The organism is Comamonas sp. C11, from assembly GCF_024496285.1.
In the GTDB taxonomy this organism is placed as follows: Bacteria; Pseudomonadota; Gammaproteobacteria; order Burkholderiales; family Burkholderiaceae_C; genus Comamonas; species Comamonas testosteroni_F.
The window spans coordinates 1,498,778-1,525,424 of record NZ_CP101743.1; the positions used below are offsets into that span (position 1 = coordinate 1,498,778).

At 62.1% G+C, this 26,647-nt stretch carries 22 protein-coding genes; 13 read left to right on the forward strand and 9 right to left on the reverse strand.

Features of this window, described 5'->3' with window-relative positions; all coding sequences use genetic code 11:
* The first annotated feature begins 133 nt into the window (after nucleotides 1-133).
* The 6 genes from NOX35_RS06850 (at nucleotide 134) to NOX35_RS06875 (ending at nucleotide 6,799) form a co-directional block, all read left to right on the forward strand.
* Nucleotides 134-2,398 carry a TonB-dependent hemoglobin/transferrin/lactoferrin family receptor gene (locus NOX35_RS06850; RefSeq protein ID WP_182286122.1) on the forward strand — a complete coding sequence of 755 codons (2,265 nt, stop codon included), beginning with the start codon at nucleotides 134-136 and terminating at the stop codon, nucleotides 2,396-2,398.
* Between the two features lie 70 nt (nucleotides 2,399-2,468).
* The gene (locus NOX35_RS06855) at nucleotides 2,469-2,864 is read left to right on the forward strand and encodes a hypothetical protein (protein ID WP_256496207.1); all 396 of its coding nucleotides are present in this window, start codon (nucleotides 2,469-2,471) and stop codon (nucleotides 2,862-2,864) included.
* Complete coding sequence (locus NOX35_RS06860) at nucleotides 2,861-3,973, forward strand: hemin-degrading factor (RefSeq protein ID WP_256496208.1); 1,113 nt, start codon at nucleotides 2,861-2,863, stop codon at nucleotides 3,971-3,973. Before NOX35_RS06855 ends, NOX35_RS06860 begins: the two co-directional genes overlap by 4 nt.
* Nucleotides 3,970-4,854: a hemin ABC transporter substrate-binding protein gene (locus NOX35_RS06865; RefSeq protein WP_256496209.1), complete on the forward strand. Its 885-nt coding sequence runs from the start codon at nucleotides 3,970-3,972 to the stop codon at nucleotides 4,852-4,854. Before NOX35_RS06860 ends, NOX35_RS06865 begins: the two co-directional genes overlap by 4 nt.
* 14 nt (nucleotides 4,855-4,868) lie before the next feature.
* Entirely contained in the window at nucleotides 4,869-5,978 is a 1,110-nt protein-coding gene (locus NOX35_RS06870; protein ID WP_256496892.1) for an iron ABC transporter permease, read from the forward strand.
* A complete protein-coding gene (locus NOX35_RS06875) occupies nucleotides 5,975-6,799 on the forward strand; it encodes a heme ABC transporter ATP-binding protein (RefSeq protein ID WP_182286126.1) in 825 nt (274 codons plus the stop codon). Before NOX35_RS06870 ends, NOX35_RS06875 begins: the two co-directional genes overlap by 4 nt.
* Before the next feature lie 78 nt (nucleotides 6,800-6,877).
* On the opposite strand, the gene NOX35_RS06880 is transcribed toward NOX35_RS06875, so the two are convergent.
* Nucleotides 6,878-7,150: a DUF2798 domain-containing protein gene (locus NOX35_RS06880; RefSeq protein WP_256496210.1), complete on the reverse strand. Its 273-nt coding sequence runs from the start codon at nucleotides 7,148-7,150 to the stop codon at nucleotides 6,878-6,880.
* 188 nt (nucleotides 7,151-7,338) lie between these two features.
* On the opposite strand from NOX35_RS06880, the gene NOX35_RS06885 reads away from it, so the two are divergent.
* Together NOX35_RS06885 and NOX35_RS06890 are read left to right on the forward strand one after the other, a co-directional pair.
* A complete protein-coding gene (locus NOX35_RS06885; protein WP_182286128.1) occupies nucleotides 7,339-8,283 on the forward strand; it encodes a LysR family transcriptional regulator in 945 nt (314 codons plus the stop codon).
* Between the two features lie 180 nt (nucleotides 8,284-8,463).
* On the forward strand, nucleotides 8,464-8,664 hold the full coding sequence (locus NOX35_RS06890) for a DUF2892 domain-containing protein (RefSeq protein ID WP_182286129.1): 201 nt from the start codon (nucleotides 8,464-8,466) through the stop codon (nucleotides 8,662-8,664).
* A 66-nt stretch (nucleotides 8,665-8,730) separates the two neighbouring features.
* Here the strand turns inward: NOX35_RS06890 and NOX35_RS06895 are convergent, their stop codons facing one another.
* Nucleotides 8,731-9,552, reverse strand: coding sequence for a pyruvate, water dikinase regulatory protein (locus NOX35_RS06895; RefSeq protein WP_003057637.1), 822 nt, complete (start codon nucleotides 9,550-9,552; stop codon nucleotides 8,731-8,733).
* 250 nt (nucleotides 9,553-9,802) lie between these two features.
* Here NOX35_RS06895 and ppsA point away from each other — a divergent pair, with 250 nt between their 5' ends.
* The 4 genes from ppsA to NOX35_RS06915 all read left to right on the forward strand — a co-directional run bounded on the left by ppsA (nucleotide 9,803) and on the right by NOX35_RS06915 (nucleotide 15,374).
* On the forward strand, nucleotides 9,803-12,193 hold the full coding sequence (ppsA, locus tag NOX35_RS06900; protein WP_256496211.1) for a phosphoenolpyruvate synthase: 2,391 nt from the start codon (nucleotides 9,803-9,805) through the stop codon (nucleotides 12,191-12,193).
* A gap of 14 nt (nucleotides 12,194-12,207) precedes the next feature.
* Complete coding sequence (locus tag NOX35_RS06905) at nucleotides 12,208-12,597, forward strand: DUF4212 domain-containing protein (RefSeq protein WP_371878522.1); 390 nt, start codon at nucleotides 12,208-12,210, stop codon at nucleotides 12,595-12,597.
* Nucleotides 12,590-14,674: a VC_2705 family sodium/solute symporter gene (locus tag NOX35_RS06910; protein ID WP_182286131.1), complete on the forward strand. Its 2,085-nt coding sequence runs from the start codon at nucleotides 12,590-12,592 to the stop codon at nucleotides 14,672-14,674. The genes NOX35_RS06905 and NOX35_RS06910 overlap by 8 nt, the downstream gene beginning before the upstream one ends.
* A 190-nt stretch (nucleotides 14,675-14,864) precedes the next feature.
* Entirely contained in the window at nucleotides 14,865-15,374 is a 510-nt protein-coding gene (locus NOX35_RS06915) for a hypothetical protein (protein WP_182286132.1), read from the forward strand.
* A gap of 74 nt (nucleotides 15,375-15,448) precedes the next feature.
* Here NOX35_RS06915 and NOX35_RS06920 read toward each other — a convergent pair whose 3' ends face one another.
* From NOX35_RS06920 to dnaG, 6 genes are all read right to left on the reverse strand, one after another.
* The gene (locus tag NOX35_RS06920) at nucleotides 15,449-15,802 is read right to left on the reverse strand and encodes an FKBP-type peptidyl-prolyl cis-trans isomerase (RefSeq protein ID WP_182286133.1); all 354 of its coding nucleotides are present in this window, start codon (nucleotides 15,800-15,802) and stop codon (nucleotides 15,449-15,451) included.
* Nucleotides 15,803-15,929: 127 nt separating this feature from the next.
* Nucleotides 15,930-16,235 carry a helix-turn-helix domain-containing protein gene (locus NOX35_RS06925; protein WP_003057624.1) on the reverse strand — a complete coding sequence of 102 codons (306 nt, stop codon included), beginning with the start codon at nucleotides 16,233-16,235 and terminating at the stop codon, nucleotides 15,930-15,932.
* Between the two features lie 356 nt (nucleotides 16,236-16,591).
* The gene (locus NOX35_RS06930; RefSeq protein ID WP_256496212.1) at nucleotides 16,592-17,536 is read right to left on the reverse strand and encodes a ketopantoate reductase family protein; all 945 of its coding nucleotides are present in this window, start codon (nucleotides 17,534-17,536) and stop codon (nucleotides 16,592-16,594) included.
* 21 nt (nucleotides 17,537-17,557) lie between these two features.
* Entirely contained in the window at nucleotides 17,558-18,550 is a 993-nt protein-coding gene (locus NOX35_RS06935) for a tripartite tricarboxylate transporter substrate binding protein (protein WP_256496213.1), read from the reverse strand.
* Nucleotides 18,551-18,698: 148 nt separating this feature from the next.
* The gene (gene rpoD, locus NOX35_RS06940; RefSeq protein ID WP_182286136.1) at nucleotides 18,699-21,146 is read right to left on the reverse strand and encodes an RNA polymerase sigma factor RpoD; all 2,448 of its coding nucleotides are present in this window, start codon (nucleotides 21,144-21,146) and stop codon (nucleotides 18,699-18,701) included.
* A 275-nt stretch (nucleotides 21,147-21,421) separates the two neighbouring features.
* On the reverse strand, nucleotides 21,422-23,407 hold the full coding sequence (dnaG, locus tag NOX35_RS06950) for a DNA primase (protein WP_256496214.1): 1,986 nt from the start codon (nucleotides 23,405-23,407) through the stop codon (nucleotides 21,422-21,424).
* A 564-nt stretch (nucleotides 23,408-23,971) separates the two neighbouring features.
* Here dnaG and NOX35_RS06955 point away from each other — a divergent pair.
* A complete protein-coding gene (locus NOX35_RS06955) occupies nucleotides 23,972-25,618 on the forward strand; it encodes an acyl-CoA synthetase (RefSeq protein ID WP_182286138.1) in 1,647 nt (548 codons plus the stop codon).
* A 191-nt stretch (nucleotides 25,619-25,809) separates the two neighbouring features.
* Here NOX35_RS06955 and NOX35_RS06960 read toward each other — a convergent pair whose 3' ends face one another.
* Nucleotides 25,810-26,607 carry a UDP-2,3-diacylglucosamine diphosphatase gene (locus tag NOX35_RS06960; RefSeq protein ID WP_256496215.1) on the reverse strand — a complete coding sequence of 266 codons (798 nt, stop codon included), beginning with the start codon at nucleotides 26,605-26,607 and terminating at the stop codon, nucleotides 25,810-25,812.
* Nucleotides 26,608-26,647 lie beyond the last annotated feature (40 nt).

Below are 26,647 nucleotides of genomic sequence, written 5' to 3' on the forward strand. Positions count from 1 at the left end.
CTTCTTTAATTCAGCCAGCCAATGCCGTGCCAGCTACAGGCCGCGAAGCCTCTGACGTTTCGACCTGTGGCCATTGAGGTACCTATCAGAAGCCAGCTCTTGTCCATTTCTATGAATAAAGAGGGTTTCTGGTATGGCATCCGCCACCGCTTTGCACGCCCGCGCCATGCCGGCGCCACGCTCCAATCTCCGCCCGCTGGCGCTGGCCTGCGCACTTGCCTGCGCTGCCATCTCGGCCCAGGCCCAGCAGCAATCTTCCGAAACCGTCCAGGTCGCGGCGGCCCGCGCCGACCGCGGCACGCCCGTGCTGCGCGATGTGGTCATCAGTGCCTCGCGCGACGAGCAGGACGCCGACAGCCTGCCCATGACGGTGGACGTCATCGACGCCAAGCAGATGGAGGAGGAGCAGATCGGCGACATCCGCGAGCTGGCCAGCAAGCTGCCCAATGTCACCGTGCCGCGCAGTCCGGCGCGTTTCACCCTGGCCGGCTCCCCCACCGGGCGTGACCAGAACAGCGGCTTCAATATCCGTGGTCTGGAAGGCAACCGCGTGCTGATGCTGGTCGACGGCGTGCGCCTGCCGCGCAGCTATACCTTCAGCGCCAATGCCTTTGGCCGTGACTATATGGATCTGGGTCTGGTGCAGCGCGTGGAAATCCTGCGCGGTGCCGTGCCCGCGCTCTATGGCTCGGACGGCATGGGCGGCCTGGTCAATTTCATCACCGTGCAGCCCGACGATCTGCTCAAGGACGGCAAGACCATTGGCGGTCGCGTCTCGGCCAGCTATGACGGGTCGGACAACGGCAAGCGCGTGGGTGCGACGCTGGCTGGCCGTGCCAGCCAGGAATGGAGCTGGCTGCTGTCGGCCGGCATAGGACGCTCCAGCGCGCTGGAGAACATGGGCGATAACAATGCGGTGGGGGCTCTGCGCACCACGCCCAACCCCGAAAAGGACAAGAGCCATTCGCTGCTGGGGCGCCTGGTCTATACGCCATCGGCCGTGCAAAAACATGTGTTCACGCTGGAAAATGTGGACAAGCGCGCCGACTACGACTTGTTGAGCGCTCGCAGCGCCACCGTCAGAGATTCGCAGGCCGAGACCACCATGAAGCGCTGGCGCGCTACCTGGCAGGGGCAGTGGCAGCAGCTCGATACGGCACTGGCCGACGAGCTCAAGCTGATGGTCAGCTATCAAAGCTCGCGCTCGCGCGAGTTCGTGACCGAAACCCGCACCCCGCCTTTGGCCTATCGCGAGCGCGATGTGACCTATGACGAGGATGCGCTGCAGCTGCATGCCCAGGCCGGCAAGACGCTGCGCTGGAGCAATGGCGTCAGCGGCAAGCTCAGCTATGGCGTCGACTATCTGCGCGGCAAGGTGGTCAACGAGCAGAACGGCATCACGCCACCGGCAGGCGAGAGCTTTCCGCTCAAGCGCTTCCCCGACACCACGGAAACCTCGACCGCGCTGTTTGCCCAGGCCGAGCTGCACTATGGTGCTTTCAGCCTGACGCCCGGATTGCGGGCCGAGCACTACAGCATCAAGCCCAAGCAGCAGGGCTTTGGCGGCACAGCGGTCAGCAATTCGGACTCTGCCGTCTCCCCCAAGCTGGGCGCCATGTTCCAGATGAACGATGCCTGGTCGGTCTACGGCAACTATGCCGCTGGTTTCCGCGCGCCGAATGCAGGGCAGATCAATGCCTTCTTCGAGAACCCGTTCATGTTCTACAAGAGCATTCCCAATCCCGATCTCAAGCCAGAGAAGAGCAATACCTTCGAGCTGGGTCTGCGCGGCCGCATGAATGCGCTGCGTCTCGATGCTGCAGTCTTTACAGGCCGCTACAAGGACTTCATCCAGGATCAGGTGCAGGTTGCGGGCGAATACGGTGATCGCAACAACCCGGCCACGTTCCAGTCCGTCAATCTGAACCGCGTGCATATCAGCGGCTTTGAACTCAAGGCCGACTACGACTGGGGCAGGTTTGCGGGCGGCAACTGGCGCACCAATGCCGCCTACGGCTACACCAAGGGTACGGACAAGAGCACCAACAAACCGGTGGACACCATCTCGCCGCAGCAACTGGTTCTGGGCGTGCGCTACGACCGCTCGAATGTGGGCGTGCAGCTCAGCGCCTCGCACTGGGCAGGCAAGAAAGACAAGGATGCGTCCGATCTTTCCACTGGCCGCCCCTTGCTCAGCCCATCCGCGACGGTGCTGGACTTGAGTGCGCAATGGCGTATCCGTCCAGGCACGCGTCTGAATGTGGGCATCTACAACCTGACCGACAAAAAGTATTCGCGCTGGGCGGATGTACGTGGCTTGAGCCGCACGACGCAGATTGCCGATGCCTATACCCAGCCGGGCCGCAATGTGCGCGTGTCCCTGGTTCAGGACTTCTGATTTTGTAGCTGATAGCGCTTGATGGATAAGCGCTGGAGGCCTTTTTGCTCAAGAACTGCGGGAGTGTGCCATGTCTGTTTATGAGAACACCGCCAATGCCCAGAGTGCCTCTGGCAGCCGCGATGAGGAATATCTGCTGACCGAGGGCGAAGCCCAGCTGGCCACGGTGCTGGCGCTGATGACCGGTTTCAGCCAGGGCTGCTGTGCAGCGCACCGCGCGCCCATGGCCCAGCGCGTATCGGATCAGCTGGTGCGCATGACCGAAGGCCTGGACGGCGGCGAGCGCTCCGACGACATGCGCCACTTTCTGCAGCGGCTGGGCCAGCGCTGGGCCACCGTGGCCCAGGTGCTGGCCCGGTCCGAGCCTGATTCCGGAGTCGAAGCCCAGGCTTCGGCGCCCCGTTCCGACGACGAGTTTTCCAACCCACAACCACACTGGCATCACAGCCCGGAGACCCTGCAATGAACGCCATCACATCTCCCGAAATCCAGACCATGACCGCAGTGCAGATTCGCGAGCAATTTGCCCAGAAGCGCCTGCAAGGCCTGCGCGCCAAGGATGCTGCCGAAGCCCTGCAGCTGAGCGAAGGCGCGGTGATTGCCGCTCACGGTGGCGTGCATGAACGCACGCTGCAGGCGCTGCCGCTGCGCGCCGAATGGCTGGACATTCTTAAAGCCCTTGAAGCCTGCGGCCCGGTGATGGCGCTGACGCGCAACGAGTCCACCGTGCATGAAAAGGACGGCATCTACCAGAACCTGTCGGCCCAGGGCCCGGTGGGTCTGGCGCTGAGCCGCGAGATCGATCTGCGCCTGTTCTTCATGCACTGGCATGCCGGCTTTGCCGTGACCGAGGAATCCGCCAACGGCGGCCGCCCCGCCATGCGCAGCCTGCAGTTCTATGACGCCGCCGGCCGTGCAGTGCACAAGGTGTTTGCACGCGAGACCACGGACATGGCGGCATGGAATGCACTGGTCGAGCGCTTTGCCGAGCCGTCCGCAGGCTATGTGTTCCGCGCGCCTGCGGCCAAGCCTGCGATCAAGGCCGACGCCGAGATCGACGTGCCCGCGCTGACCCAGGCCTGGACCGATATGCAGGACACGCATGAGTTTTTCGAGATGCTGCGCAGGTTCGGAGCCGAGCGCCAGCAGGCCTTCCGTCTGGTGCCTCAGTACTGCGAGCGCCTGAGCACCGACGCTGTCGCTCAGCTGCTGGGCGATGCGGCGGTGGACGGTGTCTCCATCATGGTGTTTGTGGGCAGCAGCGGTTGCATCCAGATCCACACCGGCCCCGTGTGCAATATCCAGCCCATGGACGGCAAGGACGGCGTGCGCTGGATCAATGTGCTGGACAAGGGCTTCAACCTGCATCTGCGCACCGACCTGATCGCCAATGTCTGGGTGGTGCGCAAACCCACCAGCGATGGCGTGGTGACCTCGGTCGAGGCCTTTGATGCCGAAGGCAACAACATGGCCATGTTCTTTGGCGAGCGCAAGCCCGGCCAGCCCGAGCTGCAAGGCTGGCGCGATCTGGTGGCCGGCCTGCCGCGCAAGACTGCAGTGGCGGAGGCCGCATGAGCACACAAGGCATTTCCCGACGCCAGGGTCTGCAATGGCTGGGCGCGGCCATGGCGGGTACGGCCCTGCCGGCCCTGGCACAGACCGCCGCTGCCGCGCCTGGGGCGAAACGGCTGGTGTCGCTCAGCGGCGCGCTGACCGAGGTGGTCTATCTGCTCAATGCCCAGAGCCTGCTGGTGGGCACCGACACCACCAGCCTTTTCCCCGAAGCAGCGCAAAAAATCGCCAAGGTCGGCTATGTGCGCCAGCTCTCGGCCGAAGGCCTGCTCTCGCTCAAGCCCGATGCGGTGATCGCAACCAGCGAGGCCGGACCTCCCGTGGTGCTCGATCAGATCCGTCAGGCCGGCGTGCGTGTATCGCTGGTTGCGGCCAGGCACAACTGGGCCGAAGTGCAGGAAAAGGTCAAGGTCGTGGGACGCGAGACGGGTCGTTCCAGCGAGGCCGACAAGCTGCTGACCCAGCTCGATGCGCAGTGGAGCAGCGTACAGGCTCAAGTGGCCAAGGCCCAGCGCAAGCCGCGCGTGCTGTTTGTGCTCTCGCACAGCGGCAGTCCGCAGGTGGCAGGCAAGGGCACTGCAGCCAATGCGCTGATCCAGTACGCGGGCTGTGTCAATGTCATCGACCAGTTCGACGGCTACAAGCCCCTGACTGCCGAAGCCATGGCCAGCGCGGCGCCCGAGGTCATCATCAACACCACGCAAGGCATTGAAGCACTGGGCGGAGAGGCCGCCTTCTGGAAGCGGCCCGAGCTGGTCCTGACGCCCGCCTATGCAAAGAAGGCACTGGTGACACTGGAAGCCAGTCATTTGCTGGGCTTTGGTCCGCGCTTGCCCAGCGCTGTGCAGGCGCTGCATATGCGCGCTCTGCAGTGGGTGGCCTGAGCATGGGCGCAAGCATGGGGAGCGTGGTGCCAAAGCCAGCAGTCGAGCTGCCTGTCGCATCGCGCTGGCGCACGCCGGCTGGCCGGCTCAGCCGCAGCGCAGCCCTGCTGCTGGGGGCGGCTCTGGTGTTGCTGGCCATGGTGTGGGGCAGTGCCAGCGGGGCCTATGCCATTGCACCGGGGCAACTGCCAGGGATTGTCTGGGACGGGCTTCGCAGTCTTTTTGGCGCTGCCGTGGACAGCGGCCCCGAGCATCTGGTCTTTCTCAATATCCGCCTGCCGCGCCTGCTCATGGGCGTAGCGGCCGGAGCCGGACTGGGGCTGGCCGGCGCGTTGATGCAGGGGCTGTTTCGCAATCCGCTGGCCGACCCCGGGCTGATCGGCGTGAGCAGCGGCGCAGCCCTGGCTGCCGGCATCACCATCGTGCTGGGCGGCCTGTATCTGCCCTGGCTGCCGCGTCATCTGGGCAGCTGGGCCCTGGTGGCCATGGCTTTTGGCGGCGGTCTGGCCGTGACCGCCATGGTTTATGTACTGGGCCAGGTCCAGGGCATGACCCGCATCGGCCTGATGCTGCTGGCCGGCATTGCCATCAATGCGCTGGCCGGCGCCGGACTGGGCTTTCTGAGCTTTGTGTCGACGGACGAGCAGCTGCGCAATCTGCAGATGTGGCTGCTGGGCAGCCTGGGTGCCTCGCGCTGGAGTGCGGTAGCTCTGGTGTCGGCGGCCGTGGCCGTCAGCGCGGCGGCGGCGCTGGCGCTGGCCAGGCCGCTGAATGCGATCGCTCTTGGCGAGGCCCAGGCCAATCTGCTCGGCGTGGCCGTCGAGAAAACCAAGCGCCGCGCCGTGATGGTGGCTGCGCTGGCCGTGGGCGCCGTGACCGCGACCACGGGCATCATCGGCTTCATCGGCCTGGTCGCGCCGCACTGGGTGCGGCTGATTGCCGGTCCCGATCATCGCGTGGTGCTGCCGGGCTCGGCCCTGCTGGGGGCGGCGCTGGTGGTCAGCGCCGATGCCGTGGCGCGCACCATCGTCAAGCCGGCCGAGCTGCCGCTGGGCGTGCTCACCGCATTTATCGGTGTGCCGCTGTTTCTGGCCATGCTGCGTCAGTTCAGGAGCAAGGTATGAGTGCGCACCACAGTCCGTCCAGCCTCGAATGCCGCAATCTGGGCGTCGGCGTGGCCAAGGGGCCGCGCCTGGCGACGGTGGATGTACGGATTGCGGCCGGGCGCTTTACCGCCATCCTCGGCCCCAATGGCGCGGGCAAGTCCACGCTGATGTCCATGCTGGTGGGCGAGCGCGCGCCTCAGTCGGGGCAGGTTCTGCTCGACGGGCTGGAGCTGTCCGGGCATGCGATGGAGGGCCTGGCACGTCGGCGCTCCGTCATGCCCCAGGATTGCAGCGTGGCCTTTGACTTCACGGCCCAGGAGGTGGTGGAGCTGGGGCGTTATCCACATCGTCATCAGCCCGGTACCGATGAGGCGCAGATTGGGGCGCAGGCCATGGCGCTGACTGGAGTCGATCATCTGGCGCAGCGCAGCATCAACACGCTGTCGGGCGGCGAGCGGGCCCGCACTCATCTGGCTAGGGCGCTGGCGCAGATCTGGCAACCGCCCGCCGACGGAGCGGCGCGCTGGCTGCTGCTGGACGAGCCCACCGCTGCTCTCGATCTGGCCCATCAGCACCATGCCATGCGCCTGCTGCGCCATTGGGCCGGGCAGCAGGGTGTGGGGGTGGTGGCGGTGATTCACGATCTGAACCTGGCGTTGCGCTATGCCGACGATGTGCTGGTGCTGGGCGGTGATGCCGGAGTGCACCACGGTGCGGTGCTGGATCTGCTGCAGCCTGCGCTGGTGCGCCAGGTCTGGGGCATGCAGTGCGATCCAGTGCACAGCAGCGACGGCGCGCTGCAATATATTTTCGTAGCAGATACCGCTTTGCCTGCCTGAGATTTCAGTAGATTGAATTGAATTCTGAAGCCGGTCATGCGCAGGCTGCTTCAGATTCAATAGCACATGACTTGGATATCAATGTGTATGCACGGTCAGCGCGACCAGCTTGAGCACCAGCGGCCTGACCATCATCACGCAGAAAAATGCCACCGGCATGGCCAGCGCATAGGAACTGAACACGCGCCGCACATAGCCGCTGTCAAAGCCGGTATTGGCCGCCACGATGGTGCAGCACATCAGGAACGCCATGATGCCGGCCATGAAAAACGCAAAGACAAATGGTGTGTAGCGCCGGTGCAGCTTCAGCGCCGAAAGTCTTGATGGGGAAGAGCTGGTAGAAGAATTCATGAAAGCGATGTAGGAAATGCATTCGGCGTTGTCGCGGCGGGAGTGGGTCTGCCAGCGGTTCGGGCCGAATGCATGGATGGGAAACAGGGCTGAACTGTAAGCATCACCGGCAGTCGGCGGTAGAGGCCCGGGGCTTGTTGCACTCATAAGCAGAACTTTCGAATTGAATTGGGGATACATTCGCAGTCATGCCGAATCTGCGAGCCATAGAAACCTTTGTCAAAGCGCTGGAGGGCGGCTCCATCGCCTCGGCTGCGCGCCAGCTGGGCATTTCGCCCGCCGCAGCCAGCCAGAACATCGCAAGGCTGGAGCGCGAACTGGGCACGCGCCTGATCACCCGCACCACCCGATCCATGGCCTTGACCGAGGCCGGCGAACGCTATCTGGCGCGCGTCGCTCCGGTGCTAGACGAGCTTGAAAAGGCCCAGTCCGATCTCTCGCTGATTCATGGAGAGCTGCAAGGCCGCTTGCGTATTGCCTGCATGGCCGCCTTCGGCCGCCATGTGCTGGCGCCGCTGCTGCCGGCGTTTACCGCGCTGCATCCGCGGCTGGAGCTGGAGCTCTTGATCACGGACCGGCATGTGGACGTGCTCAAGGAGGATGTGGACATCAGCGTGCGCTACCGCGATGTGCTGGAGCCCGGCATGTCGGTACGGTTGCTGGCCTCGGTGCCGCGCATTCTGTGTGCCTCGCCGCAGTATCTGCACAAGCACGGCCGACCGCAGACGGCACAGGAGTTGCTCGGGCATGCCTGTCTGCTGTATCGGCGAGAGCGCGACGGCAGGCTTATGCGCTGGCCCTTTCTGCGCGATGGCCAGCGCACCGACCCGCAGCAGAAGATAGCGGCCATAGGCAGCGATATCGATGCCCTCGTGGAATTTGCCGCAGCCGGTGGCGGTATCGCATGGGCCGGCAGCTTCATCGTCCATGAGGAGCTGCGCAGGGGGCGGCTGGTGCCGCTGGCACTCAAGCCGGCGCGCAAGGGGCAGTTGCAGTTCGAGGATGCTCCGCTGGACTTCTTCGCCTGCTTCAAGGACCGTCAATATGTGCCGGCCAAGGTCCGCGCCCTGGTGGACTATCTGCTGCAGGAGCTGCCGCAGCAGGCCCAGCTGAACTGGCCACCACAAAGCTGATCCGAGCAAGAGGGCCTGCGGCCTCGCTCATCGACATTTGTTTGCGCTGGCGCAAGAAAACAATGCTCGTCACGGATGCCGCGCCCCAGCAGATTGCAATCAATATATATAAAAATATACTACTTCAAAGTATATTGAATCCGGCATTCCATCCGAATGCCTGCAACGCAGGGAGTCAGCATGAAATTCAACGTCGGCGGTCTGGACCGCATACTTCGCATTGCCCTGGGCCTGGCACTGATCGTCCTGGCGGCGATTGGCAGCATTGGATGGTGGGGCTGGCTGGGGGTGATTCCCCTGGCTACCGGTCTGCTGCGCTTCTGCCCGCTGTATTCGCTGGCAGGCCTGAGCACCTGTCCGCTGGGGGCGCGGAAGAAATAGCCGGATCGTGTGCTCCGTCAATACAGGCCCGGGCAAATCCCCTGGGCCTGTTTTGGGGACTATCCGTCAATGGCCGAGGTGCTGCGGCAGCACCTCCTGCAAGATGGTGGTGGCAATCTCTTCGATCGACTTGGTGGTGCTGGACAGCCACTCGATGCCGCTTCTGCGCATCATGGCCTCGGCCTCGGCCACCTCGTAGCGGCAGTTGGGCAGGCTGGCGTACTTGGAGTCGGGGCGGCGTTCGTTGCGGATGCTGGACAGGCGCTCGGGCTGAATCGTCAGGCCAAACAGCTTTTTGCGGTAGGGCTCCAGCGCGGGCGGCAGTTGCTTGCGCTCGAAGTCTTCGGGAATCAGTGGATAGTTGGCCACCTTGAGGCCAAACTGCATGGCAAGGTACAGACTGGTTGGCGTCTTGCCCGAGCGGCTGACGCCCACCAGGATCACGTCGGCGCCGCTCAGGTCGGCATGGGTCTGGCCGTCATCGTGAGCCAACGTGTAGTTGATGGCCTCCATGCGCTCCAGATATTCCTTGCTCTCGCTGATGTCGGCAAAGCGGCCCACGCGGTGCAGCGACTTCTGGCCCAGTTCCACCTCCAGCGGGCGCACAAAGGTGCCGAACATGTCGAACAGCTTGCCCTTGCAGTTGGCTTCAAGGAATTCCAGCATCTCCTGATTGACCAGGGTGGTGAAGATGATGGGCTTTCTCTTCTCCACCTCGGCCACATGGTTGATCTGGCGCACGGCCTGATGAATCTTGTCCATCGAGTCCACAAAGGGGATGCGAATCAGCCTCGGCTTGCTCTCGAACTGGGCCATGATGGCCGTGCCGAAGGTCTCGGCCGTAATGCCTGTGCCGTCAGAAATGACAAAAATCGTATGGGTATGCATGGTGCGCGCAGTTATTAGGTGGGACCTGTGCAAGCAATGCCATGTCCCGGACTCTGAATCTGGTTTGAGCCACGCGACGCTCGCCGGCTCAGCCTACAATGGCGCCCATTATTCCCAAATTCAAGCCCATGCTCGTTGACGGTCGACATCCAGAACAGCAAAGCACTGCACTCAAGCAGCATGGGTTCGCGTGCCCTGGCCATTCAGCCCAGAGCCGCCTGCGTACCGGTTTTTAACTTTGGAGCTTCCCATGTCTCAACTGTTCGAAGCGACCGCTCTGGTCGTTCCGTTTGAAAAACTGAGAATGTCTGATGTCGAGTCCGTAGGCGGCAAGAATGCCTCGCTCGGCGAAATGATCTCGCAGCTGCCCCAGGGCGTGCGCGTGCCTACCGGCTTTGCCACCACGGCTCATGCATTCCGCGAGTTCCTGGCATTTGAAGGTCTGGCTGGCAAGATCTCCGCCAAGCTGGCTGCCCTGGACGTGGACGATGTCCGCGCTCTGGCCGCTGTGGGCGCGGAAATCCGCGCCATGGTGGAAAACCAGCCTTTCCCTGCCGATCTGGAACAGGCCATCCGTGAGGAGTTTGCCCGTCTGCAAGGCGGCAATGCCGAGGCATCGTTCGCCGTGCGTTCTTCCGCCACGGCAGAAGACCTGCCCGATGCATCGTTTGCCGGCCAGCAGGAAACCTTCCTGAACGTGGTGGGTATCGAAGACGTGCTGCACAAGATGAAGGAAGTGTTCGCGTCGCTGTACAACGATCGCGCCATCTCCTACCGCGTGCACAAGGGCTTCGAGCACGATGTGGTGGCCCTGTCCGCCGGCGTGCAGCGCATGGTGCGCTCCGACAAGGGCGCTGCCGGCGTGATGTTCACCATCGACACCGAATCCGGTTTCGAGGAAGTGGTCTTCATCACTTCCAGCTACGGCCTGGGCGAGACCGTGGTGCAGGGCGCCGTGAACCCCGACGAGTTCTATGTGCACAAGCCCATGCTCAAGGCTGGCAACAAGGCGCTGATCCGCCGCAATCTGGGCTCCAAGCTGATCCAGATGATTTTTGCCACACCCGAGGAAAAGGCTGCCGACGGCAAGCTGGTCAAGACCACCGATGTGGCCCACGAGCTTCGCAACCGCTATTCGCTGACCGACGAGGAAGTGCAGCAACTGGCGCATTACGCTCTGGTGATCGAGCAGCATTACGGCCGCCCCATGGACATCGAGTGGGGCAAGGACGGCACCGACGGCCAACTCTACATCCTGCAGGCGCGCCCTGAAACCGTGAAGAGCCAGGCCAAGGGCCAGGCCGAGCTGCGCTACAAGCTCAAGGGCACGGGCACCGTGCTGGCCGAAGGCCGCGCCATCGGCCAGAAGATCGGTACCGGCCCCGTGCGTCTGGTGTCCGACATCTCGCAGATGGATCAGGTGCAGGCCGGCGACGTGCTGGTGACCGACATGACCGACCCCAACTGGGAGCCCGTCATGAAGAAGGCTTCGGCCATCGTCACCAACCGTGGTGGCCGCACCTGCCACGCAGCCATCATTGCACGCGAGCTGGGCATCCCTGCCGTCGTGGGCTGCGGCAACGCGACCGATCTGCTCAAGGCCGAAACACTGGTCACCGTGTCCTGCGCGGAAGGCGATACCGGCAAGATCTATGACGGTCTGCTGGAAACCGAGGTGACCGAGGTCAAGCGCGGCGAGATGCCCAGCATCTCCACCAAGATCATGATGAACGTGGGCAATCCCCAGCTGGCCTTCGACTTTGCCCAGCTGCCCAATGAGGGCGTGGGTCTGGCCCGCCTGGAATTCATCATCAACAACAACATCGGCGTGCACCCCAAGGCCATCCTGGACTACCCCGCCGTTGACGCCGATCTGAAGAAGGCGGTCGAGTCCGTGGCCCGCGGCCATGCTTCGCCCCGTGCTTTCTACGTCGACAAGGTGACCGAAGGCGTGGCAACGATTGCCGCAGCTTTCTGGCCCAAGCCCGTGATCGTGCGCATGTCCGACTTCAAGTCCAATGAATACCGCAAGCTGATCGGCGGCAGCCGTTACGAGCCCGAGGAAGAGAACCCCATGCTGGGCTTCCGCGGTGCAGCGCGTTACATCTCGGCCGAGTTCGGCGAAGCCTTCAAGATGGAGTGCGAAGCCCTGCGCCGCGTGCGTGAGGACATGGGTCTGACCAACGTCAAGATCATGATCCCCTTCGTGCGTACCCTGGGCCAGGCCAAGCGCGTGACCGAGCTGCTGGCCGAAAACGGCCTCAAGCGTGGCGAGAACGGCCTGCAGCTGATCATGATGTGCGAAGTGCCTTCCAACGCCGTGCTGGCCGAGGAGTTCCTCGAATACTTCGACGGCTTCTCCGTGGGCTCCAATGACCTGACCCAGCTGACCCTGGGCCTGGACCGCGACTCCGGTCTGGAGCTGCTGGCCGCCGACTTCGACGAGCGTGACCCCGCCGTCAAGAAGCTGCTGGCCCGTGCCATCAAGGCCTGCCGCGACCAGAACAAGTATGTGGGCATCTGCGGCCAGGGCCCTTCGGACCACCCCGACTTTGCCAAGTGGCTGGCCGACGAAGGTATCTCGTCCATCTCTCTGAACCCTGACAGCGTGGTCTCCACCTGGCAGAAGCTGGCTGAATAAGCCGCTGCATCGCCGTGCAGACGCATCACGCGCCTACGCATGACGATGCCGTGTCGGATGCCCCGCGACAGGCATTCGACGCTTTTGGCAATCCGGTGGAAGTCACCTTCCCGCCGGATCTGCACGATACGCACCACCTGAGACTCAAGGCCTTGCTGCTGAGCGTCTGGGTGGTGTCTTCATTTGGCACCTGCTACTTTGCGCGCGATATCCAGGCGCTGGTGCCCGACTGGCCCGTGGCCTACTGGATGGCGGCCCAAGGGGCGGTCCTGATGTTCCTGCTCATCATCGTGGTCTATTGTGTGGCCATGGATTATTTTGAACGCCAGCAGGCGCGTGACGAGGCCCACAAGCGGGCCGCGGCTCACCAAGCCTCTCTCGCCGCCACCGACCCTCATGCCTGAGCGGCCAGTTCTGAGCCGTGCCTATCACTGGCGGCTGCATCGCATCCTGTTTCTCTATGTGCTGGGAACGGCAGGCTTTCTGCTGACCATGCTCTGGGCCGAGGAGCGCGGGCTCTCTCGCCACTGGATCGGGCCCATCTTCCTGTTCTCCACGGTGATGGTGTACGCGGCCATCGGCGTGTATTCGCGCACCAGCGATGCCGAGGAGTATTTCGTCGCCGGCCGACGCATTCCTCCTTTCTACAACGGCATGGCGGCTGCTGCCGACTGGATGAGCGCAGCCTCGTTCATCAGCCTCTCCGGTGCGCTTTATCTGCAAGGCTTTTCGGGAACCGGTACGCAGCCCGGCGGACTGGCCTATGTCCTGGGATGGACGGGTGGGTTCTGCCTGGTCGGCATGCTGATTGCCCCCTATCTGCGGGCCATGAATCTCTATACCGTGCCGGATTTCTTTCAGGCGCGCTATGGCGGACGTTGGCCGCGCATCATTGCCGCGCTGGCTGCCATTACCTGCTCCTTCACCTATGTGGTGGCGCAGATCTATGGTGTGGGCCTGATTGCCGCGCGCCTGACCGGCGTGCAGTTCGAGATCGGCATCATGCTGGGCTTGGGCGGCGTGCTGCTGTGCTCGTTCCTGGGCGGCATGCGGGCGATCACCTGGACCCAGGTGGCGCAATACGTGGTCATATTGCTGGCCTTCATGCTGCCTGTCTCCTGGCTGGCCTACAAGCAGCTGGGCAACCCCTGGGCGCAACTGGCCTATAGCCAGCAACTGGGCAAGATTGGCGCCATGGAGCAGCAGTTGCTTTCCTCGGAAGCCGAGCAGTCGGTGCTGGAGGCCTACCGCACCCGCGCTCAGGTGCTGCAGGCCAAGCTGCGCGATGTGCCCAATGTGCTGGCGGCCGAACGCCAGGCTTTGAGCGAGCATATCCGCGAGCTGCGCACCAGCAGCGGCAATATCGGCGCCATCATGGCTGCCAGTCGGGAGCTGGCCGCCATGCCCAAGGACGAGGCGGCGGCGCGCGAGCTCTGGAGCCGTGAGTTGCACGAGGCCTATGAGCGGGCCAGGCCCTTGGGTGGCATGCCGCTGCAAAGTCAGCCTTTCGCGGGGGATCCGGATGGCTCGCCGGCCGAGCAGCGGGCCTACGAGGAAAGTCGACGCAACTTTCTGGCGCTGATGTTCTGCCTGATGGTCGGCACGGCTGGGCTGCCGCATCTGCTCACACGCTACTTCACGGTTCCCTCGGTGTCGGCGGCGCGTACCTCGGTGGCCTGGTCGCTGTTCTTTATCGGCCTGCTGTATCTTGGCGCACCGGCCTTGGCTGTGCTGGTCAAGTTCGAGGTCATGAGCAATCTGGTGGGCACGCATTTCGATGCCTTGCCCAACTGGATAGCGCAGTGGTCCAGGGTCGACAGCTCGTTGCTGGCCGTCGAGGACATCAATGGCGACGGCATCTTGCAGTTTGGCGAGATCCGCATGGGCGCCGACCTCATCATGCTGGCCACGCCCGAGCTGGGCGGCATGCCTTATGTCCTCTCCGGCCTGGTGGCTGCGGGCGGGTTGGCGGCGGCATTGTCCACGGCCGACGGTCTGCTGCTGACGATCAGCAATGCCCTGGTACGGGATCTATACTTCCAGGAACGCCAGCGCCTGGATACGCGCAAGCGGCGTGTCTCGCCCGAGCAGCGCGTGATTCTCTCCAAGTTCGCATTGCTGCTGGTGGCGCTGTCGGCGGCCTTTGTGGCTGCTCGGCGCTCTTCGGACATTCTTCCCATGGTCTCGGCCTCCTTCTCTCTGGCAGGCTCGGCTTTCGTGCCGGCCATGGTGCTGGGCATCTTCTGGCGCGGCACGACACGCCGTGGTGCGGTGGCCGGCATGTTGCTGGGCCTGGCCGTGACGGTGTACTACATGGTCTCTCATGTGCCTGGGCTGCAGGGGGTGCTGCCGTCGGTCCTCCGTGGCGAGGCACTCTGGTGGGGTATTCAGCCCATCTCGGCCGGAGTGTTTGGCGTGCCGGCGGGCTTGGTTACCACATTGCTCGTCAGCTGGTGGGAGCAGCGGCGGGCGAGAGTTTGAAAAACTCTTGATTTAATGGCCTTCAGCGATCTTTTGAGTCGGGTTCGAGGCAGTTTTCTGCTGAATATCCGCCGTGAGCTGATCTGGAGCATGGGTGGACCAGAGTTGCAGGAAAACCCGCTTTTCAGCTGCAGCCATAACTGCCACCCTGCAGGGCGGAAAGCAATTCAATGCACAGAGGGCAGGGTCGATGTATCTAGTCAAAACACCCGAGGGCCAGGTGGCCTTCAAGGAGCGCCATGCCGATCTGAGCCAGCGGCTGCGCTCGGCCTTTCTGCTGTTTGACGGTCATCGCAGCCTCATGCAGGTGCTGGAGGCGACCTCGGCGCTGGGGGTGAACAAGGACGATATTCTGGCGCTGGTCGGCAAGGGCTGGTTGGCCACGAGAGAGTCCTCCGTCGCGGCCGATGCAGCAGCAGCACAGGCCCATGCATCTTCGCTCTCAAAAAGCAGTTCGGCATCGTTGGCAGCTGCTGGCGTCGACCCTGGCAGCGCCCAGAGGCGCTACCAGAGGGCCTATCCGATAGCGGTGTCCATCACGGGGGCTCTTGGGCTCAAGGGCTTCAGGCTGAATCTGGCGGTGGAGGCGGCCATGGGTTATGAGCAACTGGCAGAGCTGGCTCCCCGCATACGAGATGCTGCGGGTGACAAGGCCTATACATCGTTGCACAGGGCGCTGTTTGAGGCGGATGAGACATAGGCACCATCTGTGCCGAGCCTCTCGCAAAAAAAGCGGCCTCAGAGAGCCGCTTTTTTGATGAACCAGCCTGTTTTTTAGACAGCCAGCAGTTCCACGTCGAACTTCAGCGTGGCGTTGGGCGGGATCACGCCACCGGCGCCGCGTGCACCATAGCCCAGGGCAGCGGGAATTAGCAGCGTGCGCTGGCCTCCCACCTTCATGCCCTGCACGCCTTCGTCCCAGCCCTTGATGACCATGCCGGCGCCCAGGGGGAAGACGAAAGGATCGTTGCGGTCCTTGCTGGAGTCGAACTTGGCGCCTTGAACGCCGTTGTTGTAGAGCCAGCCGGTGTAGTGCACGGTGACGCTCTGACCGGCTTTGGCTTCGGCGCCTTCGCCCACGACGGTGTCTTCGTATTGCAGGCCGGAGGCAGTAGTGTTGAATGCCATGATGATTTCCTTTCAGCGCAAAGCAGAAAAAGGCGATGGAAAAAGGGCCCGCCAAGCACGCTTGGGGCCCTTGGATGATAGTGGTGCACCCGCTTGCTACCAGTCCCGGATGCAATAGCGGCAAGGCTTACTTCTTGGCGCGCGCGGCAACCCAGCGGTTGGCAAAGGCTTGTACATCGGACAGGCGCTTGAGCAGATCCTGCCCGGTCAGGGTGACGGTGTAGCCGTCGCTGCCATGCTCGAGCAGGCCGCACTCGCGCAGCTCCTTGATACGGGTGTTCAAGGTGTTGGGGGTGATGCCGCCCACACTGTCTTGCAGCAGTCGGAAGGTCTGGGGATGACCATCCCGCAAAGCCCACAGCACGCGCAGCGCATAGCGGCATTCGAGCTTCTCGAACAGCTGGTTGATGGCGGCGTTTTCCTTGGAGCTCATGGACGCTTCTCCTTGCGCAATGATGTTGTCGAGCTGGGCGCACTAGGCGCTTTCAGTGCCATGTCCAATGGACTATAGCGGTTAATTTATTTTGCTACAAGTTTAGTAGCTTCAAATCTTCGACTGCAACGCCTTGAAGTGATAAAGGCCGTAAACAGCGCGCAAGTGTTGCGGGTCAGCCACGAATCAGGGAGAAGACTCGCTTGCTTCAGGGTTTGTAGCAATAGGGGTAGAACTGAAGCAGCCTTCGGGACGGGATGGCGAGTCATGCCGGAAGTGTTAGTACTGGCTTAGGTGTTTCTAGGTGTAAAAATTGACTCTGACCGTTGATTTGTCAGAGCAAGCAGCTATGGAAATCATAGTTCCTGCTTTTGAGTCGACATTTGCTTGAGTTGCACCAGCACCTGCAGCAGATGGTTGATCGGCGTGGCAATGCCCAGGGCTTGACCGCGTCGCACCACATAGCCGTTGAGATGGTCGATTTCCGTGGGCTTGCCGCGCGCGAGATCCTGGGCCGTGGAAGAGAGCTGCCGAGGCATGGTGTGCGCTATGGCCGCTACAGCCTCGTCCACGGAGGCCGGCAGCAGCACGCCGTCGGCCAGAGCCACGGCCTTGCATTCGGCGGCAATATCTTGCATGACTGCAGGTACGCCATGCTGCGCGATCAGCCAGCCATAGGGCTGCTGGGTGAGGGCGGAGAGTGCGTTGTACACGCAGTTGATGATGAGTTTTTGCCAGAGTGCTGTCAGCACGCCGTCCGAGGTCTGGGTGGGGATGTTTGCTGCGCTGAACTGGAGTGCAATCTCGTTGCCCTGCGGACAGGGGGCGATGAGCAGTTCGCCCCGGCCGAAGTGACGCACATGACCCGGACCGGCCATGGCGGTGGCGACATAGACCACGGCAGCAGCCACCGGCTGCTGACCCAGCACCTGGCGCAGGCGCCGGTCGTTGTCCACGCCGTTCTGCAAGCTCAGTACCTGGGTGTGTGCAGCCAGGTGGGGCTTGATCTGTGCAGCAGCTGCTTCGGTGTCGGTGGATTTCACGCAGAACAGCACCACATCGGCACCTGCCACGGCACTGGCTTCGGTGCTGGTGGTGATGGGGATGTTCAGATCTTCTGTGGCCGTCTGCAGTCGCAGCCCGTGCTGGCTGATGGCCTGCATATGCGATGCCCGACCGATCAGCGTGACTGGGTGGCCGGCGCGTGCCAGCAGCGCGCCAAAGTAGCAGCCCACCGAGCCCGCACCCATGACGGCAATGGACAGGCGGGAGGATGCAGCGGTGTGGTTGGCCATGTTCATGTGGCTATCTCGCAAAGAGGCTCAGCTCTTGAGCTTGAGCAGATAGGTCATCAGCTGGGCAGTGGAGGTTTCGACCTCCAGAAATTCATGCAGTGCCTTGCCGGTTTGCCAAGAAGAGTTCCAATTATTGCTGACCAGGGCTTGCTTCCAGCTGTCCTGGTTGCTTGCATGGTCGATAGCCGCCAGCAGTTGCTGGGCGCGCTCTGCCGGCAGATTCTTGCCTGTAAAGACGGCACGCCAGTTGGACATTTCAGCATCCAGACCCTGGTCGCGCATGGAGGCAATGCCGAACATGGCACGGCGTGACGAAATACCGAGGGCGCGCAGCTTGCCCGCCTGCAAGGCTTCTCTGAACTCGCTGTAACCCGAGATTCCCACCTGAACCTGCTTTTGCAGCAGGGCCTGGAGCACATCGTTACCGCCAGCAAAGGGTTTGTATTGCAGTTGCTCCGCATTGGCCTTGGCCAGGCGGGCCAGCATGCCCGCGTACATATGGTCCACACCGCCTGCAGAGCCTCCGGCAATGGTCAGTGCAGGCAGGTTCTCGCGCATGGCCTTGGCCAGTGCCTTGGGGTTGGCAAGCGGCGAGTCGGCGGGCACGGCCACCACCAGATAGTCGCTGGTCAGGCGCGCCAGGGGCTGCACCTGATGCAGCTCTGCCGACTTCTTGTCCAGTGCCAGGGCGCCGACCATGACCATGCCGCCGATCAGCAGGCTGTTGGGGTCGTTGCCATAGCGCTTGGTGTACTCGGCCAAGCCTATGGTGCCGCCCTTGCCGCCGATGTTTTCATAAATGACCTTGTCCACCGCCCCGCTGCCGGTCAGCACTGCGCCCAGGGCGCGGCCGGTCTGGTCCCAGCCGCCGCCCGGATTGGCGGGGATCACGATGCGCAGCTGTGGCCCCAGACGCTGGGGTTGGGTGGCCATGGCCGCCAAAGGCGTGGCCAGCAAGGCGCCGGAATAGCCCAGCCACTGGCGCCGTGTCGGAAAGCGGTTTGCTTGGATGGTGTCCATGTGTGTCTCCGTTGTTATGTGTCTTTTGGCGTGTTTGGCCGCAAGCGAAGGCTTGCTGACCTGGGCTGCATGCGAAAAAGCCCCGACCTGGGGCAGGTCGGGGCTTTGAGGTTCAAGGAACCGGCGGGCCGATTCCGCAGAGCCAGCTTTACAGCGAATCGATGAAGCTGCGCAGCTTGTCGGAGCGCGAAGGGTGCTTGAGCTTGCGCAGCGCCTTGGCTTCGATCTGACGGATACGCTCGCGCGTCACGTCAAACTGCTTGCCGACTTCTTCCAGCGTATGGTCGGTGGACATTTCGATACCGAAGCGCATGCGCAGCACCTTGGCTTCGCGAGGCGTCAGGCCGTCGAGGATGTCCTTGACCACATCGCGCAGACCGGCTTGCATCGCGGCATCGATAGGCGCCGTGTTGTTGCCGTCTTCGATGAAATCGCCCAAGTGGGAGTCGTCGTCGTCGCCGATGGGGGTTTCCATCGAGATCGGCTCCTTGGCGATCTTCATGATCTTGCGGATCTTGTCCTCGGGGATCTCCATCTTGGCTGCCAGGATGGACGCATCGGGCTCGAAACCAAACTCTTGCAAGTGCTGGCGCGAGATGCGGTTCATCTTGTTGATGGTCTCGATCATGTGCACGGGGATGCGGATCGTGCGGGCCTGGTCTGCGATGGAGCGCGTGATGGCCTGACGAATCCACCAGGTCGCATAGGTCGAGAACTTGTAGCCGCGACGGTATTCGAACTTGTCCACGGCCTTCATCAGGCCGATATTGCCTTCCTGGATCAGATCCAGGAATTGCAGACCGCGGTTGGTGTACTTCTTGGCGATGGAGATCACGAGACGCAGGTTGGCCTCGATCATTTCCTTCTTGGCGTCGCGGCTGGCGCGCTCGCCGCTGTTCATGCGCTTGTTGATGTGCTTGAGCTCTTCAAGAGGCACAACCACGCGGGCCTGCAGGTCGATCAGGTTCTGTTGCAGCTCCTGCACGGGCGGGATGTTGCGCTCCAGCACGGCGCTGTAGTTCTTGCCTGCCGCCACTTGCTTGATGACCCAGTCCAGGTTCAGCAGGTTGGGTGGGAAGTCCTTGATGAACTGCTCCTGCGGCATGCCGCACTTGTCCACGATGATCTTGCGCAGCTCGCGTTCCTTCTTGCGCACGTCGTCCACCTGGGCGCGCACCAGATCGCAGAGCTTTTCAATGGTCTTGGCCGTGAAGCGAATGGTCATCAGCTCTTCGGTGATGGCCTTCTGCACCTTCATGTATGCCTCGGTGCCGTAGCCTTCCTTGTCATACACCTTGTGCATCTTGTCGAAGAGCTCGCGCATGGAGTCAAAGCGACCCAGAGCTTCGTTCTTCAGCTCTTCGAGCTTCTTGGTCAGGGCCTTGGAGCCGCCCTTGCCGTCGTCGTCGTCTTCTTCGTCGTATTCGTCGAAGTCTTCTTCGGCCACATAGTCGTCGTTTTCGTTGGCATTGACGAAGCCGTCCACCACGGTGGAGATGACAACCTTGCCTTCGCGGATTTCCTCGGCCATGTTGAGGATTTCGGCGATGGTCGCGGGGGAGGCCGAGATGGCTTCCATCATGTCCATCAGACCGCCTTCGATGCGCTTGGCGATTTCGATTTCGCCTTCGCGTGTCAGCAGTTCGACGGTACCCATTTCACGCATGTACATGCGCACGGGGTCGGTGGTGCGACCGAATTCGGAGTCCACGGTGGACAGAGCCGCTTCGGCCTCTTCTTCCGCTTCCTCTTCGGTGGTGGCCGACTGGCCGGTGTTGTTCAGCAGCAGGGTTTCCGCATCGGGAGTCTGCTCGTACACGGCCACGCCCATGTCGTTCAACATGGAGATCACGACTTCCAGCGTTTCGGCATCGACCAGCTTGTCGGGCAGGTGGTCGTTGATTTCGGCGTGGGTCAGGTAGCCGCGGGTCTTGCCCAGCTTGATCAGCATCTTCAGACGCTGACGGCGGGTGTTCATTTCCTCTTCGGTCAGAACGGTTTCGTCCAGGCCGAATTCCTTCATCAAGGCGCGTTCCTTCGCCTTGCTGATCTTCATGCGCAGAGGCTTGGCCTTTTCGGCAGGAGCAGCAGACGCTTCGGTCGATGCCTCCTCTTCGACTTCGCCTTCCAGATCGCTGTCGATATCCGACAGGTCTGCATCATCCATGTCCTCGTCGGCCTCCTTGGCCTTGGGCTTGCGGCCGCGCTTGGCGGGAGCCTTGTCGGCATCGGCACTGGCAGCAGGGGCCTTGACAGCGGCTGCCTTCTTGGCAGCAGGGGCCTTTTTGGCGACAGTCTTCTTGGCGGCGGGAGCGGCAGCTGTGTCGTCGTCTTCTTCGGCCTTCTTGCGGCCGCGCTTGGGAGTTGCCTGCGCCAGCAGCGCATCGGCCATGGCTTTGAGTTCGGCTTGTGACTTGGTAACCACGGTGGTGTCTTTCTTTGCTTCGGCTGCAGATGCAGCACTCTTCTTCACAGCAGGCCTGCTGGCACTGGCCTTTTTCGCGGGCTCTGCTGCGGAAGTGGAAGTTTTAGAGGTCTTGGGCTTTGCTGAAGCTTCTGGGGCCTGCTTGGACTTCACGGACTTTGAAACGGGCATGAACACCTCTCACGGTACGAACACACACAAACACACAAAGGAAAACGGAAAATGCAAACAAACGCCATGAAAGCTGGCGCAAGAACAGGCCTAGCCTGTCCGGTGGAGCACAAAGACTCCATGGCAAGATGTTGGGGCGATCATTTGGTATGCAATCCTTGCGAGAAATGGGCCATGCAGTTGCTGCCATCACGTGATTTCTTCACGGTGCCCGGGTCGGAGGTGTTGCTGTCGCTCTTGCCTATATCCCTTAAATTATACCTTTTTTAGAGATGTCAAGAGGCGGAGCCAATAATTACAGATAAATTTTTTCGCCGCTGTTGAAACTCAATGTAGCGCCTTGCCGCAGTGGGGTCCGTAGCAATCTCCTTGAGAGCCTTGGCTTCTTCGCGCTTGAGGTGATCCACCAGGATCAGATTGAGCGTGCCGCGCAATTCCTTGCGCAACTCGTCCACTTCGCCTTCGGGGTTGGCATGGGCGCCGCTCATCAGCTTGTGGGCAAGCGGCTCGCAGGGTGAGCCTTGCAATTGCTCGCGCAGCACCGCCCAGGAGCGCGGGCCGGATTCGGTGAACTGAGCCTCCAGCCAACGGAACAAGGGGGCATGGCTTTGATTGCAACGCGCCAGCGCGTCGAAATCCTCATGGGTCATCTCTTCCATGAACTCCATGTGACACATCAGCAGGCGTGCGGCCTGGTCTTCGCGGCTGACGGGCGTGGGGCGCGGACCCAGTTGTGGTGGGTTCCACTCTTCACCCTTCTTGCCCCAGGGCTTGCGTGGGCGACCAAATTCCTTGCGGCCCGACCAGTTGCCACCGCTGCCCTGGCTCGGGTAGGAGGGAGCCGGTGCCGCAGCATCGGCCCAGTCGGGAGCGCTTTCCCAGTTGCCCGCAGGCGCATCCCATTCCGGTGCCTGGGGGCCGGGGGGCGCAGGCGCGCGGCGGGCCACGGGGGCGGTGCGTGCCGCCTCCTGCGCCCAGATATCGGAGAGGTCGCGCGAGTCCAACTGGGCCAGGGCTGCGATTTCTGAGAGCAGCTGGCGCTTGAGAGCGCCGTCGGGCAATAGCGACCATAGCGGCCGGGCGTTGCTGGCCATGTGGGCTCGGCCCTCGGTCTGGCCCAGGTCACAGCCTTCGCTGGCCGATTCGATGAGAAAACGGCTCAGTGGCGTTGCTTCGCCCACATAGCGCGAGAAGGCCTCGGGGCCGAATTCGCGGATGAAGCTGTCGGGGTCGTGCTCCGAAGGCAGGAACAGGAATTTGATGGAGCGGGTGTCGGTCGCCAGCGGCAGGGCCGCATCCAGCGCCTTGCGCGCGGCGCGCCGGCCCGCGCCGTCGCCGTCGAAGCTGAAGACCACGGCATCGGTGAATCGAAACAGCTTATGCACATGCTCGGGCGTGCAGGCCGTCCCCAGCGTGGCCACAGCATTGGCAAAGCCCAGCTGGGCCAGCGCCACCACGTCCATATAGCCTTCGGTGACCAGGGCGTAGCCCATGTCGCGCAAGGCCTGGCGAGCCTCGTAAAGGCCGTAGAGTTCGCGGCCCTTATGGAAGACCGGGGTTTCGGGGGAGTTCAGGTATTTGGGCTTTTCATCGCCAAACACCCGGCCGCCAAAGCCTATGCATTCGCCTTTGACGTTGCGAATCGGGAACATGAGCCGGTCGCGGAAGCGGTCGTAGCGGCGGCTGTCATCCTCGCCCACAATGACCAGCCCGCATTCTTCGAGCTGGGGGTTGTCGTATTCGGCGAACACGCTGGCCAGGCCATGCCAGCCTGCAGGTGCATAGCCCAGGCCGAAGCGCTTGGAGACCTCGCCCGAGACGCCGCGCTTTTTCAGATACTCGATAGCCTTGGGGGCGGCCTTGAGCTGTTTGCGATAGGACTCGCCGGCTTTTTCCAGCAAGTCGCTCAGGGTCTCGGCTTTCTGCTTTTGCTGCGCCTGGCGCTGGCGCTCGGCCGGACTGATGTCGTCCTGCGGCACTTGCAGACCGCATTGATTGGCAAGTTCCTGCACGGCTTCGACAAAGCCCATGCCGGCATGCTCCATCAGAAAGCCGATGGCATTGCCGTTTTTGCCGCAGCCAAAGCAATGAAAGAACTGCTTGCTGGGACTGACGGTGAAAGAGGGCGACTTCTCGCTATGGAACGGGCATAAGCCCATGAAGTTGGCGCCGCCCTTTTTGAGCTGCACATAGCGGCCCACGATGTCGACCACGTCGACGCGGGATAGCAACTCTTGGATGAATGATTGGGGAATGGCCACCCGCGTATTCTGCCTTTTTGGCAATGGCCGAGGGCGCAGCAGGAATGGAGCAGGCGGGCAAAAAAAAGCCTGCACCCATGGGTGCAGGCTCAGGTCTCCTGATGCCTGGGTCATTGCCAGGCTCTCCTCTAAAACGTCTCCTCCGCCACTCAGCTTCGAGGTCTGCAATCGGCTCCGTGAGGGCGGAGATGCCGGTCTTGCACTGCCAGTGAAGGCAGTCATGTCCTCAAAACATCTGCGCATTCTAAAAGCGATTCGAAGTCCTGGCGATTGGTCTGTCAGATAAATGATGTCTTATAGATGACTTGCATGAAGTGTCCTTGGAATCGGAATGACGGTTTATGTGCTGATATTTCTATGTGTATGATTTTAAAATAATTTATTGATTTTCAGAATCTGTTGAAAGTACTGTTCTGGTCAATGACCTTTTAGCTTGTCTGGCTTTTATGTGCATGGATGGTGCGGGGGCATTTGAGTTGACCTGGCTCACAACAAGCCTGCATGGCGCTCGGTTGTAAGCCTGGCGTGACCGATGCTGGGGTAAAAAACGTTCAGGAGACAAACATGACAAGTTCTTTCGATCTGAACCTTGCCCCGAATACCGCCAACTACGCTGCACTGACGCCGCTGAGCCTTATTGCCCGCACGGCCGAGGTCTACCCCGAGCGCCTGGCCATTGTTCACGGCGACTTGCGCCAGAGCTGGGCGCAAACCTATGCGCGTTGCCGTCAACTGGCCAGCAGCCTGCAGAGAATCGGCATTGGCAAGAACGACACCGTGGCCGTAATGCTGCCCAATACGCCGCCCATGGTGGAGGCGCACTTTGGCGTGCCCATGGCCGGTGCCGTGCTCAACACGCTCAACACCCGGCTCGATGCCGAGACCCTGGCATTCATGCTGGATCACGGCGAGGCCAAGGCCTTGATCGTGGACCCCGAGTTCGCGGCCTTGATGGCCAGGGCACTCAAATTGCGCAAGGGCACAGAACCCATTTATGTGATCCAGGTCGAGGACAGCGTCTATGGCGAGGCGGCCGAGCAGATCGGTGCCATCGACTACGAGAGCTTCGTGGCCCAGGGCGATGCCGATTTCGACTGGCAGTGGCCCGGCGACGAATGGGATGCGATTGCGCTGAACTACACCAGCGGCACTACAGGCAACCCCAAAGGTGTGGTCTACCACCATCGTGGCGCGCACAACAATGCCATCAGCAATGTGCTGGAGTGGGACATGCCCAAGCACGCCGTCTATCTGTGGACGCTGCCCATGTTCCATTGCAATGGCTGGTGCTTCCCCTGGACGGTGGCAGCGCGCGCGGCTGTCAACGTCTGCCTGCGCCGGGTGGATGCGCAGGCGGTGTTCGACGCCATTCGAAATCATGGCGTGACCCATTATTGCGGCGCCCCCATTGTGCACAGCTTGCTGGTGAATGCACCGGCTGCCATGAAGCAGGGCGTTCCCGCAGGCGTCAAGGCCATGGTGGCAGGGGCCGCGCCGCCTGCATCGATGATCGAAGGCATGGAGGCCATGGGCTTTGACATTACCCATGTCTATGGCCTGACCGAAACCTATGGCCCGGCTACGGTCTGCGCCAAGCACGAGGCCTGGAATCAGCTTGACATCGGCGAGCGCGCTCGTCTCAACTCGCGCCAGGGCGTGCGCTACCACCTGCAACGCTCTGCCGCAGTGCTGGACCCCGAAACCATGCAGCCCGTGCCGCGCGACGGCCAGACCATGGGCGAGATCATGTTCCAGGGCAATATCGCCATGAAGGGCTATCTCAAGAACCCGCAGGCGACGCAGGAGGCTTTCCGCGGAGGCTGGTTTCATAGCGGCGATCTGGCGGTGCAGCATCCCGACGGCTATATCCAGATCAAGGACCGCAGCAAGGACATCATCATCTCGGGCGGAGAGAACATCTCCTCGATAGAAGTGGAGGATGTGCTCTATCGCCACCCTGCCGTGCTGGCCGCGGCCGTGGTGGCCAAGCCCGATCCCCGCTGGGGCGAGACGCCCTGTGCCTTCATCGAACTCAAGGCCGGTGCCGAGACCACGGAGCAAGACATCATTGCCCACTGCAAAAAGCATCTGGCCGGCTACAAGGTTCCGCGCGCCGTGGTGTTTGGCGAGCTGCCCAAGACCAGCACGGGCAAGATCCAGAAGTTCGAGCTGCGCAAGCAGGTAGGCTCGGCTTCAGCCATCTCGGTTTGAGATCTGGTTGTAAACAAAGAAGCCCGGTGCTCCAGTTCTTTGGACGGCGGGCTTTTCCGTGTCTGTCAGTTCAGCAAATTTGATAGCTTCTAGCGCTTGCTATTCATAGAGTTTGGATGGTTTTCAATCTGAAATCTATGAATGACATGCGCAAGAAGCTCTGAATGAGATAGCGGCAACTGGTCGGTGCGTCAGGCCAGCTCGGGCGGCATGCGCTGCCAGCCTTCGGGCGTCACACGCAGCACCTCGCTGCGATGCGTATCTGCATCGATATGCCAGTCGCTGAGCACGATGCGCCACTGCCCGTCGCCCAGCGCGTGGTCGGCGGGCTGATGGGTATGGCCGTGAATCAGCCAGGGCGCTTGCGCGGCCTGCATCCAGGTGGCGCTCATCTGCGCGTCGGCATCCGCATAGGGTGCGCCGCTTTGCTTGCGTTGCTCGCTTTCGCTGCGTGCCGATCTGCCGATCGCACGGCGCACGGCCAGGGGCTGGGCCAGCAATTGCTGCTGCCAGGCGGCGGAGCGCGAAACAGCGCGGAATTGCTGGTACTCCACATCGTCCAGGCATAGTGCATCGCCATGGCTGAGCAGGATGCCGTGGCCTGCCCAGCTCAGTACCGTCGGGTCGGAAAGGCCGGTCAGGCCGCTGCGGCGCAGAAACTCGTCACCGGCCAGAAAGTCGCGGTTGCCGACCATGAAGAACAGCGGACGCTGCTGCGCCGCCTCGTGCAGAACGGCTGCGCATTCGGCCTCGAAGCTGCCGGGTTCATCGAGCGCATCGTCACCCACCCAGACTTCAAACAGATCGCCGAGGATGAAGATGGCGTCGGCCGTGCTGCGTGCCAGATAGCTGCGCCAGGCTTCAGCCGTCTGCGGCTCCGAAGGCTGCAGATGCAGATCGGAAATAAAGTCGATAGCTCGCCAGCCGGGTGCGCCTTGCAGCTGCGCCACCTGAGGAGCAGTCGTGCGGGGATCTGAAGAATCAGTCATGTGATGATGGTACGCAGCCTGAAAACAATAACGGCCCCGA

Bases quoted from the DNA above. Each gene is read 5' to 3' on its own strand.
- NOX35_RS06960 (WP_256496215.1), bottom strand. From the start codon at position 26,607: ATGACTGATTCTTCAGATCCCCGCACGACTGCTCCTCAGGTGGCGCAG.
- ppsA (WP_256496211.1), top strand. From the start codon at position 9,803: ATGTCTCAACTGTTCGAAGCGACCGCTCTGGTCGTTCCGTTTGAAAAA.
- NOX35_RS06865 (WP_256496209.1), top strand. From the start codon at position 3,970: ATGAGCACACAAGGCATTTCCCGACGCCAGGGTCTGCAATGGCTGGGC.
- NOX35_RS06850 (WP_182286122.1), top strand. From the start codon at position 134: ATGGCATCCGCCACCGCTTTGCACGCCCGCGCCATGCCGGCGCCACGC.
- rpoD (WP_182286136.1), bottom strand. From the start codon at position 21,146: ATGCCCGTTTCAAAGTCCGTGAAGTCCAAGCAGGCCCCAGAAGCTTCA.
- NOX35_RS06855 (WP_256496207.1), top strand. From the start codon at position 2,469: ATGTCTGTTTATGAGAACACCGCCAATGCCCAGAGTGCCTCTGGCAGC.
- NOX35_RS06860 (WP_256496208.1), top strand. From the start codon at position 2,861: ATGAACGCCATCACATCTCCCGAAATCCAGACCATGACCGCAGTGCAG.
- NOX35_RS06895 (WP_003057637.1), bottom strand. From the start codon at position 9,552: ATGCATACCCATACGATTTTTGTCATTTCTGACGGCACAGGCATTACG.
- NOX35_RS06875 (WP_182286126.1), top strand. From the start codon at position 5,975: ATGAGTGCGCACCACAGTCCGTCCAGCCTCGAATGCCGCAATCTGGGC.
- NOX35_RS06930 (WP_256496212.1), bottom strand. From the start codon at position 17,536: ATGAACATGGCCAACCACACCGCTGCATCCTCCCGCCTGTCCATTGCC.
- NOX35_RS06910 (WP_182286131.1), top strand. From the start codon at position 12,590: ATGCCTGAGCGGCCAGTTCTGAGCCGTGCCTATCACTGGCGGCTGCAT.
- NOX35_RS06890 (WP_182286129.1), top strand. From the start codon at position 8,464: ATGAAATTCAACGTCGGCGGTCTGGACCGCATACTTCGCATTGCCCTG.
- NOX35_RS06925 (WP_003057624.1), bottom strand. From the start codon at position 16,235: ATGAGCTCCAAGGAAAACGCCGCCATCAACCAGCTGTTCGAGAAGCTC.
- NOX35_RS06915 (WP_182286132.1), top strand. From the start codon at position 14,865: ATGTATCTAGTCAAAACACCCGAGGGCCAGGTGGCCTTCAAGGAGCGC.
- NOX35_RS06870 (WP_256496892.1), top strand. From the start codon at position 4,869: ATGGGGAGCGTGGTGCCAAAGCCAGCAGTCGAGCTGCCTGTCGCATCG.
- NOX35_RS06880 (WP_256496210.1), bottom strand. From the start codon at position 7,150: ATGAATTCTTCTACCAGCTCTTCCCCATCAAGACTTTCGGCGCTGAAG.
- NOX35_RS06935 (WP_256496213.1), bottom strand. From the start codon at position 18,550: ATGGACACCATCCAAGCAAACCGCTTTCCGACACGGCGCCAGTGGCTG.
- NOX35_RS06885 (WP_182286128.1), top strand. From the start codon at position 7,339: ATGCCGAATCTGCGAGCCATAGAAACCTTTGTCAAAGCGCTGGAGGGC.
- NOX35_RS06955 (WP_182286138.1), top strand. From the start codon at position 23,972: ATGACAAGTTCTTTCGATCTGAACCTTGCCCCGAATACCGCCAACTAC.
- NOX35_RS06920 (WP_182286133.1), bottom strand. From the start codon at position 15,802: ATGGCATTCAACACTACTGCCTCCGGCCTGCAATACGAAGACACCGTC.